Source organism: Haliscomenobacter sp. (assembly GCF_040403615.1).
Lineage (GTDB): Bacteria > Bacteroidota > Bacteroidia > Chitinophagales > Saprospiraceae > Haliscomenobacter.
The window spans coordinates 1-14739 of record NZ_JBBAKG010000040.1; the positions used below are offsets into that span (position 1 = coordinate 1).

Sequence of the window (14739 nt, forward strand, 5' to 3'; positions counted from 1 at the left end):
CGTTCGACTTCCTATTCAAAACCCAAAATCGGGAAGTTAATTTTTCTGCGTTGTTAAAGCAATCTCGATGGTAAAAGTAGTTCCCAAATCTGGATTGGATTCAACTTCCATGCTTCCGTTTAATAAAGTCAATCGCGATTGAATGCTCTGAAGGCCAATGCCAGGATTTTGTAGCTTTTCTGCTACATCGAACCCTTTTCCATCGTCTTCGATGATCATACTAAGTTGTGCGTCCTCGATGCTGAGTTGAACGATCAGTTCTTTAGCTTCAGCGTGACGAAGGGCGTTTTTGACCAATTCCTGCACAATTCGATAGATGGACACAGCCGTAGGGTCATCAAAAGGGTAGTCCAGGCCATAGGGGATGAAACTGATTTCCAACCTTCCCGAGCGGCTGATGCCTTCACATAGGTCTTGAAGTGCAAACTCCAGGCCGTATTGTTGCAGGATTGCAGGCATTAAATTGTAGGAAATTTGTCGTACTTCGGTGCAAGCTTCATCCAATAGGCTGTCCGCTTTTTGATAAGACCTGTTGGCATCAATTTCAGGCAATTCATTCTGCACGGCATTGAATTGCAGTTTGACGGTGGCCAACAACGTGCCCAATCCGTCGTGCAATTCCTGGGCAATCCGTTTGCGTTCCTGCTCTTCTCCATTGATCATCGAACGAAGTTGATCGGCTTCTCGCTGTTTTTCCAATGCAGCCAGTTGTTGGGCTTGCAAGCGTTGTTCGGTTCGGGTGCGGTAGTTTTGGAATAACAGTAAGGCAATCAGTAGCACCACCAGTAAAGCCCCACCCAGCAAATAATTGAGTTGGTTTTTCTGGCGCAATTCAGCCCGATTTTTGGCAATTTCAGTTACTTGCAGGCTATCTCGCAGGGCAGCATTGTCAAACCGGGCATTCATTTCGCTGATGATGCGGGTTTGTTCTGCATTAAAAATAGAGTCTTTCAAATTTTGGTGCCGTTCTGCAAAAACATATGCGGCATTGAAGTTGCCTTGTAAGGCATTTGCTTTGGCCAAGGCATCCCAAATGGCCAGCAGATAGGTTCGGTTTCCTGCTTGGATGGCCAATGAAGCACAATTTTTCAAGTTGGCTAAGGCAGCAGTTCCCTCTTTTAGTTCCAGTTGGAGTTTGGCCATTTCCAAACGGATTTCTACTTCGCCGAGGGTTTCCTGGTTGGCTATTTTGTCGGTCAAAGCATTGCCAAAATAGGCCAAGGCCCGTTGGGAAGCAGAAATTTGATGAAAAAGTGCCAATGTGCGCCCACATTCCAGGTCATTTCCCAAGTGCTGAAAACCACTCAATGCCGTTTTATACAAGGCTAGCGCTTGATCATGTTGGTTCTGTTTATCCAGGCTTTGCCCTTGCAAACGCCTGATTTCAGCTACTTTAAATTCGTTTTTTTTGGCGACTGCCATCACCAGGCTCCGTTGGAGGTATTCTTCCGCAGTAGCCATCTGATTTTGCGCCAGGAAACCCTTGGCGATGGAATACAGCAATTCCATCTGTTGAAGGGTATCCCGAATGGATTGGGAAAGTTTCAAAGCTTTCAGCAGTTGTGATTGCGCCTGAGGCAGATCGCCAGTTTGACGAAATAAATCGGCCAATTCCTGATGGTCACTGATGAGATTACGCTCGTCTTTGGTTTTTTCGCGAAGCCGAATCAATTCCTCCAAATAATCCTGGGCCTTGATGAGCGATCCATCCTGGTTTTTGAAATTGGTGGCCAATTGGGTAAGTAAGTCGATGGCCAAAGTTTTATCAGACAATTGTAAGGCCAAGGCTTTTCCTTTTTTCAAATAGGCATTGGCCAAATCTGCTTTTCCTTGCTGGCTACAAATTTTGGCCCAAAAATTGTACCCTTTGGCCAGGGGCATTTGATCGCGAGTAGGTTCAGCGCGTTTTTCCAGCATGCGGAGTCGGGATTCCGCTGCTGGCCAATTGCCTTCGGCAAACAAAACTTCAGCCCAGATCAACCAGACTTGTAGCAGGTAAGCACGATCGTCGGCTTTATTGGCAGTGCTTTCGCAGGTCTCCAGTTGATCCTTGGCCCGAGGGAAATCTCCCTGGTAGAAATAGGCCGAGGCCAATCCCAAATTGGCCTGCAATAGGTGCTGTTTTTGCTTTTTAAAGGTAGCTTGATCAATCGCTTTTTGATACACCAAAATCGCAGAATCCAACTGGTCATGTTCCAGGAGTTTTTCTGCTTGCTGAATGAGTTGGGGCGTGGAAATGGAAACCGCAGGGCAAAGCAGTGGCAAAACCACCAGAAGCAGTGTAAGCAAGCGTACTTTTATCCGAACTTCTGGTTTTGTCATGCCTGATGGTCATCGGTTTGAATTCAAAAATACAAAGTCACGGTTGTTCTCCAAGCATTATAGCCTTTGAGCTTGCTGTTTTGTACCGATTGAAAAGCGTATGCACTACGAATGAGGACAATATCTTTGATTTTGGCCCCCAAAACCAGCGAATTGCGCAACACGCCCTGATCCCAATTGTTGTTGAGTTGTAAGGTTTCCAAACGCCAGGCTGCATAAGCGCCAACCAGGAAAGGAAACTCGTATTTGGTGTCAATCCAGCCTGAATAAGCTTGAAAGGGGCGGTTTTCGCTGTAGGTTTTTGCACTAAAATTGTATTGGGGAACCTGGTAAAACGCGGCCATCGCTTCTCCAGAAATTTCAAAGTGGCCAAAACCGAATACAAAATCGGTTCCCAGCATGGTTTGGCGGTAGCCACTTCGGTCTCGTAGATTGTCATTGAGTGGATCTGCCTGCAAAAATTTGCCTTGACTAAAGGAAAAACCTTGTTTCCAAAAATATTTGGGTTGCAATTTAAGGCGTGCGATGATGCCGTAATTCAAAGGATCAAAGCGGAAATTCCTGGGTAAATTTGGAGAAGCGGTAGTAAGCGCAAGTTCCAAGAAAGTCTTACTTGGCGCTATCGTCCAGCGGGTTTTGATGCCATTGGAATAGCCGTTGTAGTACAAAAGTGGAATGCCCCATTCATTGCGGCCATTGATCAATATTTTTGTGTCGTTTCCCAGGTTGTTGACTTGTCCGATTTGCTCAGAAATGTTGGCAAAATAACCATATGCCAAGGGTACATCCACAAAAGTACGGGCAGTGGACAATTGCAAATTGGAAAACAAGCCAAAAGGCGTGACGAAGCGCCCAACCGTAAACTGCAAGGGGCTTTCGCCCGGCTGCCAGTTCAAATTGGCTTGAGCCAAGCGCAGTTGATTGAATTTCAAACCCTCAGCGCGTTCCATTTGAACCCTGAAGTTTGAACTCAGGTGTGGATTAAAACGAATTTTGGCCAAAAAATTGAGTTCGAGCGGGCGGACAGCACCATTTTTCAGATCCTTATGAATGCCATTGAGGTAATAATGGGAACTGGCGCCTCCTTTCATGTATTCGAGATCGGCGGTTCCATTCAGTTCTATTTGGGGTTTGTCCTGCCCCCAAAGCGGAAATGAAGCAAGAACAAAGCATAGGACACCAAAGAAATTGATTTGATTCATCAGAGCAAGGCTTGGCGAATAGATTTGTTGTACAAATTAGGGTTTGACCAGGTTGAGGTTTTTGGTAACCACTCCCCCACCCTTCACCGTGAGGTTTTCTTCAATGAAACCAAGACTGTAATGGTACACTTGCACCCGGTAGTTTCCATCCGGTAATCCATCGACCTCGTAATTGCCGCTGGCGTTTACTTTGGTAAAAAATGGCGTATCCAGACTGAGGATAGCCGCATTCATGCCACAATGGATGTCGCATTTCAACTCCACCAATCCGACTTTTTCGATACGTTGGGGAATGGATTTGCCGGGTTGCCGCCGACCAATGTTAAAATTAGCCCGAGGAGTCATGCTGAAAATGTTGTGTACTTCGGTATCACTGTTCAAAAACTCAACGGTGCTACCAGCAGTGATGGGCAATACTTTTGGGGAAAAAGTCTTTTCCATCTGGTTCACAATGGCATTGGGCGTAGGAGAAATTTCAGCTTTGAAATCCAGAGGATGAAAGCTGATCACAACGTGCCGGTTGGGGTGATTTTCCAGTTGGAGTTGTTTTTTGCGCGGGCTGGCGGGTTCTTCTTCGCAGTACTTTTGGTTGCTGCCTCGTTTGACCAAAGGCACATCACCAGGAATGGAAATTTTCCCTACAATCTTGTTTTTGTTGAGCGGTAAATCTGCCGCAGGCATCAGCAGTAATGCATAAAATAAGATTGAAAAAATACGCATCATTTAGGTTTTAGGGATGTTGAATAAGCAGGACTTACTTTGAACAATGGAAGAATTAATAGATATTCGTTCCAGGTATTTTTGCATTGACTATTTGACCGATTTACAAAGATAAACAACTTTAGATCAAGAGACAAATAGCTAATATTAGGTTCATTGAAATCGTTATCCACTAACAAAACTCGATGCTTATGCTGCGCCAATTGCTTATTCTATGCTTTGTGCTGACTGCGTTATTGCAAGGAACTGCACAGGCAAATGATTATTTCTCCGTTGATTTCTATGCCCTGAATGCCCCCAAAGAAGCCAGTCAAAGTCTGAATTCCCTGGCGTATTACCTCAAAGGCACTGGAAAATTTGGAGATCAGGAAAAAGCCCGTTCAATATACAGTTGGATCACCCACAATATTCGGTACAACCACGCTATAATTGAGCAAAATCTGCTGGGTACACGTGAAAATACATTAATGCAACGCGCCGAAAATGTTTTGACAAACCGAATTGCTGTTTGCGAGGGTTATGCCAATCTGTACAAATCTCTGGCCAACCTCATGGGGTTAAAAGCTGAAATTGTCACCGGCAAGGTACGAGAAGAAGATGGCCAGATTGCAGATACTGGTCATGCTTGGGTGGCCATCCAATTGGATCGAAAATGGTTTTTAAGTGACCCAACCTGGGGTGCAGGATACTATGACCTCGATAATGGAGCACCCACTTCTTCCCATGATGATCAATACTTTCTGGTTGATCCCGTCACCATGATTCGCGATCATTATCCTTACGATCCGGTTTGGCAACTCAATCGCTTCCCGATGACTCAAGCCCAATGGCAATCCTGGGACTTGGTTTCACCTTTGCCCCAGAATGCCAGTACACTCCCTTTCTTTTTTGCAGATACCATTGCCCGCATGCGCTTGATGGACACGCTACAACTTACCCTCAATATAAATGCACGGATTTTACGCTTTAACCCTGATGATGATTTTGCATTGACCCAGTTGGGGCTAAAAATGTATGAACAAGGCCTTGTGGCCATGGTAGCGATTTATGAAAATCTTTTTGCCAAGGAAAGCGGCCCCGGTGTTCAATTGGATACTCTTCGATATTTTAAGCAATTACAATTGGTTGAGCAGGATTTTACGCGTACCTGGACCTACCTCAATGCCGTAAAAAATGAACGACTGAAAAAGATTCAGCAGCAAGTACAGTCGTTAGAATACATGCAAGCTGAATTGATTTTTGTACGTGGGCATGTCCATTATACTCAACTAAGTCGTTACTGTCGCGAAAACATTAGTGGTTTAAGTCAATTGAATCAGCAGCCTATGTTGAATCGAATTCAGCGTGAAACCGAGTTGGCAACTCAATATTATCAGCAATCGTTAAATATTTATGCCCAGGGAAATTCTGCAGCGCTGCTTGAAAAAAAATCAGAAATCATTTTCTTCCTGGCCCGCTGCCATTACCTCAATTCCATTTCATACCTCAATGCCAGTGCCAACCGAAGTCGTTTGGAAGTGGGAGCCTTGGAAAACAATTTGGCAGAAATCCACCTGGGCAAGTCCGCGCTTTTGGCCATGGAAAAAACCATCGAAGGTGCTTCCACTTTATCCACTCAAGCAGAAGGAATTGAGGAAATGCATGAAGATTTCCCCTTTTTAATGGCCAAGTTTTTAGCCAATGAAAGTTTAACCAAATACGACCTTGCAAGTACCAGATATCGGCAGGTTTATGACAATCCACTCCCTTATTTGAACACAAATTTCAACACTGCCCTGGAGGTTTATCGAGAAAGCGGGCACAATGCAGTTGAAGGATTAAAATTTATCAGTTCCAGTTCACCAACATCAGATCGATTGACCATTGTCCAGTTTCTCAATGCGGGAGGAGGCTTGGCCAATATTCAAATTGGAGCTTTCCAAGCTCAGGTCGCCTTTAAGCTGCACGAGAAGTTGGTCAAAAATCCAACGCTGGGATCACAGGATAAAATGGAAGCGCTTTCTCGAATCCGGCAAGCAGCAGAAGCTTTTGGTAAAGCCAAACCCTATCTGGAGCTGTCGGGGTCGAACAGTAGAAATTTGTTGCTCGATTTGCAAGCCCGGGTTGGCAAATTGGAAGAATTGAAAAAATGGTGGCAAGCCCGGTAAAAAAAATCCTCATAAAAGGGGAGTACTGGGTACCATCCAATGATCAGGTCGTTAAAATCAGCATTTGTGCTGATTATTGTAGTTGAGGGGATTTGCGTAAAAGATTTTATCTTGCTTTGAAATGAGTTAAAATTTGTATCCATGTCGCCACTGATATTTGACCTGAGCAAGAACCCGAGTGTTGCCCATCATTTTATTGCTGAAATGCGCAACATCAATGTCCAAAATGATCGCATGCGTTTTCGGCGCAATATGGAACGGCTGGGAGAAATCTTGGCTTACGAATTGAGTAAACATCTGCCTTATAATTCTATTGAAGTAGAAACGCCACTGGGCATAGCCCAAAGTAAAGAGCTGTCAAGGCCAATTGTATTGGCCACAATTTTGCGCGCGGGGCTACCATTGCATCAGGGCATGCTGAATTATTTCGATGGGGCAGAAAATGCTTTTGTTTCTGCTTACCGCAAGCACCACCACGATGGCACTTTTGAAATCAAATTGGAATACCTGTCTTGCCCCAACCTGGATGGAAAAATTTTAATTTTAGCTGACCCCATGTTGGCCAGTGGCGCCTCGATGGTCATTGCTGCCAAACAACTGCTTGAACATGGTACACCTTCGGAAATTCATTTTGTAACGGCTATCGCTGCTACTCCTGGTGTGGAATATGTGCGTAGAATGTACCCTAAAGCGGGGATTTGGATGGGTGCGCTGGATGAAGAACTTACTGCAAAGTCTTATATTGTTCCTGGATTGGGAGATGCGGGGGATTTGGCGTACGGGGAAAAAGTGCAGTTTTGATAGATTTTCACCACCATCATTTTGAAGTACAGGAAGAAGCAGGATTAAGCATCCGGTCTTTTCATCAGCAGGAGGAAGAGGCGTTTGCATCCTGGACTGGGCCTTGCTCTATTGGATTACATCCTTGGTATTTGTCTGCACACGAAGAAATCCGGGAGGGGCAATTGAACTGGTTGACGGAGGCGGCAAATGCTCCTAAAGTAAAACTAATCGGTGAGTGTGGTTTGGATAAACTTCGTGGCCCCGATTTGGCACTTCAACAGCTTGCATTCGAGCATTGCTTGCACCTCGCAGAGGAGTTGCACAAACCCTTGGTCATCCATTGCGTTCGCGCTTACGAAGAGTTATTGGCAACCCATCAGCGCGTTCAGCCAACTGTGCCGTGGATTGTGCATGGATTCAACCGCAAACCCAGTGTGCTTAAGGCTTTAATCAAGAAAGGGTTTAATGTTTCCTTTGGCGCGGCCATCTTGAAACCCGGTAGCCCCGCGGCTCAAAGCCTGATTGAGACCCCACTGGGACAACTTTTCCTGGAAACAGATGATAAATTGCTTCCCATTGCAGACCTTTACGCCCATGCTGCTCAGCTCAAGGGTATTCTGCTTGAAGACTTGGAAGCAGCGTTGTACCACAATTGGAAAAGAATAATTGAATTCACGTAATGAGTACCGACAACTGGTTGATCAGAACCGAACTACTGATTGGGGAAGAAAAAATTGAACAATTGCGACAAGCCAATGTGTTGGTCGTTGGGTTGGGTGGCGTAGGAAGTTTTGCTGCGGAATTTTTATGCCGCTCGGGCATCGGTAACATGACCATTGTGGATGGCGATGTAGTAGATGTAAGCAACAAAAACCGCCAACTGCCTGCACTCAATTCAACCATAGGAAAGCCCAAAGCCGCGGTAATGGCTGAGCGCATTTTGGATATCAATCCTGAGCTGAATCTTAAGGTGGTACAAGCTTTTCAACAGCCCGATTATATGGCTGAGTTGGTCCGCGATGGATTTGATTGTGTATTGGATTGCATCGATAGCTTTCAGCCCAAAATCAACTTATTGACCCATTGCCTGGATGCCGAAGTGAACCTGATTAGCTCGATGGGAGCTGGAGGCCGGGTAGATCCCGCCAAAGTAAAAGTTGATGATGTTTTCAAAACTTACAATTGCCCTTTTGCACAGCAGGTAAGAAAATTTCTGCGCAGCAGGGGAGTAGATCAGGGATTTCCAGTAGTTTTTTCTTCTGAATTGGTCAAGCCCGGTTCACTGCAACTCACGGAGGGAAGTGCATTCAAAAAATCCTTTTATGGCACTATCTCTTATCTTCCTGCACTGTTTGGCCTGAATATGGCAGCTTATACCATAAGAAAAATAACCAACCTGATTGACTAAATTAAATGATTACTCTTCTTCAAATTGGCGGCCAAAAGGAAGACGAGCCAAAATCCAGGTAATGTTGAACCAAGCTTGGTAGTAAGGGCCAAAGTAGGGAACAAGGACGCGTTTGTTTTGCACGGATCCCATAAAGCCAACAACCCACAAAAAGAAACAAAGCAACAGGCCGAACAACCAGAGGATGAAGCCAATTTGATAAGGAATCCGACTCAAAAACAACAACGCCGCCAAAGTAACATAAATGCCCCCTGCCTGACGCAAGTGAAAAGCAATGTAGTCCTCTTTGCGAAACAATTGAATCAAGAAGGATAATGCCCAGCCAATTGGACTCAGATAAGCCAGCGCACCAGCCAAACCCGCGATAGCAGAAATCGAATGACTCCGATGTTCCATGTATGATTATGTTTGATGATTTGGGGCCATTGTTATTTTCAGCGCGTAAATATACCGGATATTTCCTACCCTGTATCTTTAAATCCAGCAAGAATCTACAAAATAAAATTTCGCAGTTGTCATTCATTCAAAATTTACTCCCATTTTTGGCCTAAATTCCTAACCTCCTGCCTAATTAAGTATGGAATGCCGAATAAAACCTTTTTTCGATGAAAAATTAACCTTAGTCGATATAAATAATCATTTGGTCGATAATTTGACCATTTTAGTCGATGTCAAATCGGGTCTCGGTCGAGCATTCTCATCTCTTCATTGATAATGTGGACAATATAGACGCAACTTTGCGTTGTATTTGAGGATTTAAAAAGTAAATCAGTCCTACACCCAAATTAAATTTCCGTTTTAATCCCTGTTATCATGAATTACAAAATCAAATTTGGTTTTTCAACTCTGCTTGTCCTGTTTTTCTCGCTAAATTGTGCCCTGGCGCAACAAGCAAAACAAGCTCCTGAAAAAATCGCAGCTCCCGTTACTTCCAACGAGTATGAGGATCTCAAAAAAGATTGGGATGAATTTCAAGCTAAAACTGAAATAAGATCCAATCGCGTTAATCAAAAGCCTGCCCTTGAAGCCACTTATAATGAGCTGGTCGAACGGGTAGAGTTCATTTGTGAAGGCATTCAACCTGAAGACAAATCTCCGAAAAAAGCTGTGGCAACTCAACTTACCACTCCAGTGAAACCAAAGAAAGAACAGGTTTCAGCGATGAAGTAAGTTTTTCCATGAGGGTTTTCATTCGTTGAGCAACGTCAGCGTAGCGTTTTAGAAAGTTTAAAATAACAATTAATTATCATTTATTGTTTTTTTATTGATCTTTGCATACTCTTTGGCTTCTAACCCGAAATCATGCGTGAACGCTACCTCATCATTGCCTCATTTGCAACAGTTTACCTCGTTTGGGGATCAACTTATTTGGTCAATTATTTGGCCATCAGGGAAATTCCGCCATTTCTGATGTCTGGAACCCGTTTTTTGACGGCAGGTCTACTGTTGTTTGGCGTAGCAGCTTTGCGCAAAATCCCCTGGCCAAGTCTGGTACATTGGAAAAATTCTGCATGGGCAGGTTTTATGTTTATGGCTTTGGGCACAGGCTTGGTGGTTTGGGCAGAACAGTGGGTCGATAGTGGAATGGCCGCATTGTTGGTTTCCTTTGAACCATTGGTCGTCGTCGTTTTACTCTGGATCATGCGGGGTCAAAACCCTCAGTTGAATAGCCTTTTGGGGGTTGCTTTGGGCGTATTGGGCATGTTTTTGCTGGTTGGACAACCCCAAATTTCCACAGATCGCAATACTTTAATTGGTGTGGCCGGGATTGCCTTTTCGCTTTTGGCTTGGGGTTATGCTTCCATCTACATTGGCCAAGCCAATTTGCCTACCTCAAAAATGCAATCGGCGGGCATGCAAATGATGGGTGGCGGGGTATCGCTGTTGGCAATGAGCTTTATCTTTGGCGACTACAAGCAATTTGCGTGGGAAAATTTAACTGGAAAAGGAATTTTTTCATTTTTCTATCTGGTTGTATTGGGTTCACTCTTGGCCTTTTCGGCTTTCAATTACTTGTTGTCCAAAGTTTCGCCTGAAAAAGTGGCCACTACCAATTATGTCAATCCCGTTGTAGCCATGTTCCTGGGCTGGAGCATCAACAACGAACAAATAACCACCCGATCATTGCTTGCCGCAGCGGTAATGCTTACTGGAGTGTTCTTTATTAACGGAAGATTTGTCAAAAAGATGAAATGACCACAATCGGAAGATAAATCCAATTGTGGTCATTTTTATATTCCCATCAAAACAAGATAAACTTACTTGTTGCTGCTGTATCCTTTGTCCAAAAACAGATACCGTGCATCGTCTTTCGCCTTCACCGCTTTAGACTCTACATCAATCACCATTACATCTGGCTGACGATCTTCCTTTTTTGCCGCAGGCCATTGTGGTAAATTGGCGCCATTGGGATTGCCACTGATGACAAAATTGGCAAAATAGCTCAACATCGTTTCTGAAACTTTATAATCATCCGGTGTCCAGGCATAATCAGTCACCAGGTGTAGGTTCCCCATGCAATACTCGATCTCGCAGGCGTGGGGCGCACCGATGGGTTCGGGTGCTTTAGGCGCATTGGGGTCTTTTTTCACGGTTCCACCAGCAAGCCCAGAAGCTTGACTTTGATCGGCCAAAGGTGGGCGTATTTTGCTGTACAAATAGCGATACACGGGCTGATCGCTGTTTTTGAGGTGCAAATCAAACCATTTCCAGGTGCTGTAGGCTATAAAGCGATCTGAAGCCAGTGCTGTAGCCGAATATTCGATTTCTTTTTCTGAGCTGTGCGGATACAACTTGAGTACTTCCTCATGATCTTTCGGATATGCCTCCTTTACTTTTTTGGCATAGTTTTCTTCATTGTAGGGCAGTCCCTGCATAAAGGCCATCCCAGTCATTTCTGCTGAGTTCCAGCCCAACAACAGAGGCACCATGGCTTGTTGTTTTGCGTTGAAAACCTCAGGAGCTGTTTTGGGCATAAAATAGCCATCAATCACTGTAGAAAAGCCAAAACGCTTGGATTCCTGGTACAATTCGAAAATTTCGCGGGTGCTGAGTGCGCGCAACTGAGCCAAAGTAGGATATCCCGTATTTTTAGCGAATTCAAGACCCGTTTTTTCGGCTTCTGCCAAAGGAACCGGATACAAAGTTGGGAAAATTCCCGCGCCACTTTCGCCAATCGCACCGGCAATCAAACCTTTGGACAAAGGAGAAATCATTTGTGCACATACCGCGATAGAACCCGCAGACTCTCCGGCAATGGTCACTTTTTTGGGATCGCCACCAAATGCGGCAATGTTTTTTTGTACCCACTTCAAAGCTGCGTTTTGATCAAGCAGTCCATAATTGCCTGAGGCTTTGTAAGAAGCTTCGGCACTCAGCTCAGGGTGCGCAAAAAAGCCAAAGATGTTCAAGCGGTAATTGACGGTCACCACTACGATCCCTTTTTTGGCCATGCTCTCGCCGTCGTAACGTGGTTCTGCTCCATCGCCGGCTACAAAACCACCACCAAAGAAGTAAACCAATACGGGCAGGTTTTTGGTGTTGCGTTTGGCTGGAGTCCACACGTTGAGGTACAGGCAGTCTTCGCTCAGTCCTTCGGAGCGGCTTTTCATGTCGCCAAATACGATGCCTTGGACTGCTCTTGGACTAAATTTTTTGGTGGGGAGTACTCCTTTCCAGTTGTCGAGAGGTTGGGGTGCTTTCCAACGCAATTGACCAACCGGAGGTTTGGCGTAAGGAACGCCACGGTAAAACTGGATGCCAGTGCGGGTATCGTAATCGCCTTCGATGGTGCCATTTTCAATTTTGGCTTGAACCGCGAAGAAGTTGTTGGTCTGCGCCCACGTCGATAGGCTTATCAACATAAAAAACGCAAGTATAAATTGTGATCTGAACATTGTATCAGGTTGAAAAGGTTATTGTAACAAAATGATACAATGTTAAAAAAAATACCACCATGGAGATTAGAATCTGCGAAGAAATGTGTAGAAAGAAATTTAAAATCCTGTTTTCCTTCGACTTCTGAGCCAAAGGATGACACCTACTACTACTGCGGTCATTACAGCAAGCAATGCATTGCCCGATTTCAACTGCGTCAATAACCAGGAAGTAAAATAATATCCAATCCAGCCGTAAATACCCATCCAGATGCTGGTACTGATCAAACTAAACAGGAGAAATCGGTAAATCGACAATTTGCTCACCCCAAAAAGCAGGGGCAATACAATCCGAAAACCATAAATAAAGCGGTAAGAAAGCAAGAGGAGCGTACCTTTTTTTTCAATCCACTGATCAATTTTGGCAGCTTTGCGTTGCAATTTTTCATTGCGCTCCAGGTACCTGCGCCCCTGGCTGCGGCCTGTCAGAAAATAAAACCAATCGGTGCAAAAAGTACCCAGAAAAAAAGTGAGCATGGCTCCATAAAAATCGACATACCCTGCTCGTGCAGCCTGGATGGCGCTGATGTATACCACCTCGCCCTCCAGCACTGCACCAACAAATATGCCCAGGTAACCGATTGGGTTCACGTTTATTTTGATTTCAACCTTACCACCGGGCAAATCATCTCTTCAAGGGAGATCCCACCGTGCTGGAAGGTATTTTTGTAATAATTGTGGTAGTGGTTGTAGTTGTTGGGGTACAAAAAGAAAATATCTTCTTTGGCAAAAATGTAAGAAGAGCTCACATTGGGACGTGGCAAGCGGGCTTGCAAAGGATCCCGAATTTCGAGTACGTCTTTTTTGTCGTATTGCAGGTTGCGTCCCATTTTGTAACGCAAATTTGTGGTCGTATCGCGATCTCCTACCACTTTTGAAGGGGTATTCACCCGAATAGTGCCGTGGTCGGTGGTGACAATCAATTGGATCTCTTTTTCCGCCAATTTTTGCAACGCGCCATACAAGGGTGAATTCTCAAACCAGGATCTAGTCAAGGAACGGTAAGCCTTTTCATCACCAGCCAATTCTTTGAGTACTTCCATCTCCGTACGGGCATGCGAGAGCATGTCGATGAAATTGTAGACGATGACAGTCAAGTCGTTTTTGACATAGTTCAAGACGTTGTCCTGCATTTGTCGGGCGGCTGCAACGTTGGTGATTTTGAGGTAATCGTACTTGAACTCTTTGCGGATGGTCTTGCGAATTTGCTCGCCCAGGAGTTCGTTTTCATACAGGTTTTTGCCCCCTTCTTCATAGTCGTTTAGCCACCAATCCGGGAATTGTTTGTCGATTTCGGCGGGCATCATTCCTGCAAATATGGCGTTGCGGCTGTACTGGGTTGCAGTTGGCAAAATACTACAGAAGTAATCCTCATCTTCCACTCTAAAGAGTTCCGTCATGGCAGGCTCGATGACCTTCCATTGATCGAAACGTAGATTATCGAGCAACAACACAAAAGTGGGTGGATTGCCTGCAATTTGAGGAAAGATCTTGCGCCGAAACAACTGGTGCGACATCACCGGGCCATCGCTATCGGCTTGCACCCAATTCAGGTAGTTTTTGGCCACATATTTTGAAAACTCGGTATTGGCTTCTTTTTTCTGCATGGACAAAATGTCGCCCATTTCTGTCGAGTTGGAGCTATCGATTTTGAGTTCCCAGTTGATGATGCGCTTGTACACCTCCACCCACTCCTCAAAATTGAGTCCGCTGTTGATTTCCGTAAAAATCTGACGAAACTCCTGCTGGTAATCCGAAGAAGTCTTCTCGCGAACCAGGCGTTTGTTGTCGATGATTTTTTTGAGGGTCAGCAGAATCTGGTTGGGGTTGACCGGCTTAATCAGATAATCGGCGATCTGAGAGCCCAAAGCTTCTTCCATTACATTTTCTGCCTCGTTTTTCGTGATCATCACAATGGGCAACAATGGAATTTCTGCTTTGATGCGGGAAAGGGTTTCCAGCCCAGTGATACCAGGCATGCTTTCGTCCAAAAAAACCACATCGATGTTGCGGTTTTGCTGGCATTCTTCCAGGGCATCGTGGCCGTTGGTCACTGTTATTACTTCGTAGCCTTTTTTTTCCAAAAACAGGATCTGGGGACGCAGCAGGTCGATCTCATCGTCAGCCCAAAGTATGATGATTTTATCCATGGTAGATTTTTAGCCCACGAAAAAGTTCGAGGGTTGATTTTTTCAGATCTAGTTAAGTCGCGCGTATTTACG

At 44.8% G+C, this 14739-nt stretch carries 13 protein-coding genes; 6 read left to right on the forward strand and 7 right to left on the reverse strand.

The annotated features are described in order from the left end of the window. Positions 1-36: 36 nt before the first annotated feature. From ABW391_RS14410 to ABW391_RS14420, 3 genes are read right to left on the reverse strand one after another with little or no spacing between them, the layout of a single operon-like run. A complete protein-coding gene (locus ABW391_RS14410; RefSeq protein ID WP_353482586.1) occupies positions 37-2322 on the reverse strand; it encodes a tetratricopeptide repeat-containing sensor histidine kinase in 2286 nt (761 codons plus the stop codon). Positions 2323-2345: 23 nt separating this feature from the next. Further along, complete coding sequence (locus ABW391_RS14415) at positions 2346-3524, reverse strand: hypothetical protein (protein ID WP_353482587.1); 1179 nt, start codon at positions 3522-3524, stop codon at positions 2346-2348. 36 nt (positions 3525-3560) lie between these two features. Next, positions 3561-4244 carry a carboxypeptidase regulatory-like domain-containing protein gene (locus ABW391_RS14420; protein WP_353482588.1) on the reverse strand — a complete coding sequence of 228 codons (684 nt, stop codon included), beginning with the start codon at positions 4242-4244 and terminating at the stop codon, positions 3561-3563. Between the two features lie 191 nt (positions 4245-4435). Between ABW391_RS14420 and ABW391_RS14425 the strand changes: the two genes are divergently transcribed. From ABW391_RS14425 to ABW391_RS14440, 4 genes are all read left to right on the forward strand, one after another. After that, on the forward strand, positions 4436-6391 hold the full coding sequence (locus tag ABW391_RS14425; RefSeq protein WP_353482589.1) for a transglutaminase domain-containing protein: 1956 nt from the start codon (positions 4436-4438) through the stop codon (positions 6389-6391). A 141-nt stretch (positions 6392-6532) separates the two neighbouring features. Beyond that, positions 6533-7192, forward strand: a complete 660-nt coding sequence (gene upp, locus ABW391_RS14430) for a uracil phosphoribosyltransferase (RefSeq protein ID WP_502916328.1) — start codon at positions 6533-6535, stop codon at positions 7190-7192. Beyond that, on the forward strand, positions 7189-7854 hold the full coding sequence (locus tag ABW391_RS14435; protein WP_353482590.1) for a TatD family hydrolase: 666 nt from the start codon (positions 7189-7191) through the stop codon (positions 7852-7854). The genes upp and ABW391_RS14435 overlap by 4 nt, the downstream gene beginning before the upstream one ends. After that, on the forward strand, positions 7854-8582 hold the full coding sequence (locus tag ABW391_RS14440; protein ID WP_353482591.1) for a tRNA threonylcarbamoyladenosine dehydratase: 729 nt from the start codon (positions 7854-7856) through the stop codon (positions 8580-8582). Before ABW391_RS14435 ends, ABW391_RS14440 begins: the two co-directional genes overlap by 1 nt. A 9-nt stretch (positions 8583-8591) precedes the next feature. On the opposite strand, the gene ABW391_RS14445 is transcribed toward ABW391_RS14440, so the two are convergent. Further along, positions 8592-8978 (reverse strand): hypothetical protein, encoded by a 387-nt coding sequence (locus ABW391_RS14445; RefSeq protein ID WP_353482592.1) that lies wholly within the window; start codon positions 8976-8978, stop codon positions 8592-8594. A 417-nt stretch (positions 8979-9395) separates the two neighbouring features. Between ABW391_RS14445 and ABW391_RS14450 the strand changes: the two genes are divergently transcribed. After that, a complete protein-coding gene (locus ABW391_RS14450) occupies positions 9396-9752 on the forward strand; it encodes a hypothetical protein (protein WP_353482593.1) in 357 nt (118 codons plus the stop codon). A gap of 132 nt (positions 9753-9884) precedes the next feature. Next, on the forward strand, positions 9885-10778 hold the full coding sequence (locus ABW391_RS14455) for an EamA family transporter (protein WP_353482594.1): 894 nt from the start codon (positions 9885-9887) through the stop codon (positions 10776-10778). Between the two features lie 62 nt (positions 10779-10840). Here the strand turns inward: ABW391_RS14455 and ABW391_RS14460 are convergent, their stop codons facing one another. From ABW391_RS14460 to porX, 3 genes are all read right to left on the reverse strand, one after another. Continuing rightward, complete coding sequence (locus tag ABW391_RS14460) at positions 10841-12478, reverse strand: carboxylesterase/lipase family protein (RefSeq protein ID WP_353482595.1); 1638 nt, start codon at positions 12476-12478, stop codon at positions 10841-10843. Between the two features lie 99 nt (positions 12479-12577). Further along, positions 12578-13108: a DedA family protein gene (locus ABW391_RS14465; protein ID WP_353482596.1), complete on the reverse strand. Its 531-nt coding sequence runs from the start codon at positions 13106-13108 to the stop codon at positions 12578-12580. Between the two features lie 2 nt (positions 13109-13110). Continuing rightward, a complete protein-coding gene (gene porX / locus ABW391_RS14470) occupies positions 13111-14667 on the reverse strand; it encodes a T9SS response regulator signal transducer PorX (RefSeq protein ID WP_353482597.1) in 1557 nt (518 codons plus the stop codon). Positions 14668-14739: the final 72 nt, after the last annotated feature.

Bases quoted from the DNA above. Each gene is read 5' to 3' on its own strand.
- ABW391_RS14410 (WP_353482586.1), bottom strand. From the start codon at position 2,322: ATGACAAAACCAGAAGTTCGGATAAAAGTACGCTTGCTTACACTGCTT.
- ABW391_RS14415 (WP_353482587.1), bottom strand. From the start codon at position 3,524: ATGAATCAAATCAATTTCTTTGGTGTCCTATGCTTTGTTCTTGCTTCA.
- ABW391_RS14420 (WP_353482588.1), bottom strand. From the start codon at position 4,244: ATGCGTATTTTTTCAATCTTATTTTATGCATTACTGCTGATGCCTGCG.
- ABW391_RS14425 (WP_353482589.1), top strand. From the start codon at position 4,436: ATGCTGCGCCAATTGCTTATTCTATGCTTTGTGCTGACTGCGTTATTG.
- upp (WP_502916328.1), top strand. From the start codon at position 6,533: ATGTCGCCACTGATATTTGACCTGAGCAAGAACCCGAGTGTTGCCCAT.
- ABW391_RS14440 (WP_353482591.1), top strand. From the start codon at position 7,854: ATGAGTACCGACAACTGGTTGATCAGAACCGAACTACTGATTGGGGAA.
- ABW391_RS14445 (WP_353482592.1), bottom strand. From the start codon at position 8,978: ATGGAACATCGGAGTCATTCGATTTCTGCTATCGCGGGTTTGGCTGGT.
- ABW391_RS14450 (WP_353482593.1), top strand. From the start codon at position 9,396: ATGAATTACAAAATCAAATTTGGTTTTTCAACTCTGCTTGTCCTGTTT.
- ABW391_RS14455 (WP_353482594.1), top strand. From the start codon at position 9,885: ATGCGTGAACGCTACCTCATCATTGCCTCATTTGCAACAGTTTACCTC.
- ABW391_RS14460 (WP_353482595.1), bottom strand. From the start codon at position 12,478: ATGTTCAGATCACAATTTATACTTGCGTTTTTTATGTTGATAAGCCTA.
- porX (WP_353482597.1), bottom strand. From the start codon at position 14,667: ATGGATAAAATCATCATACTTTGGGCTGACGATGAGATCGACCTGCTG.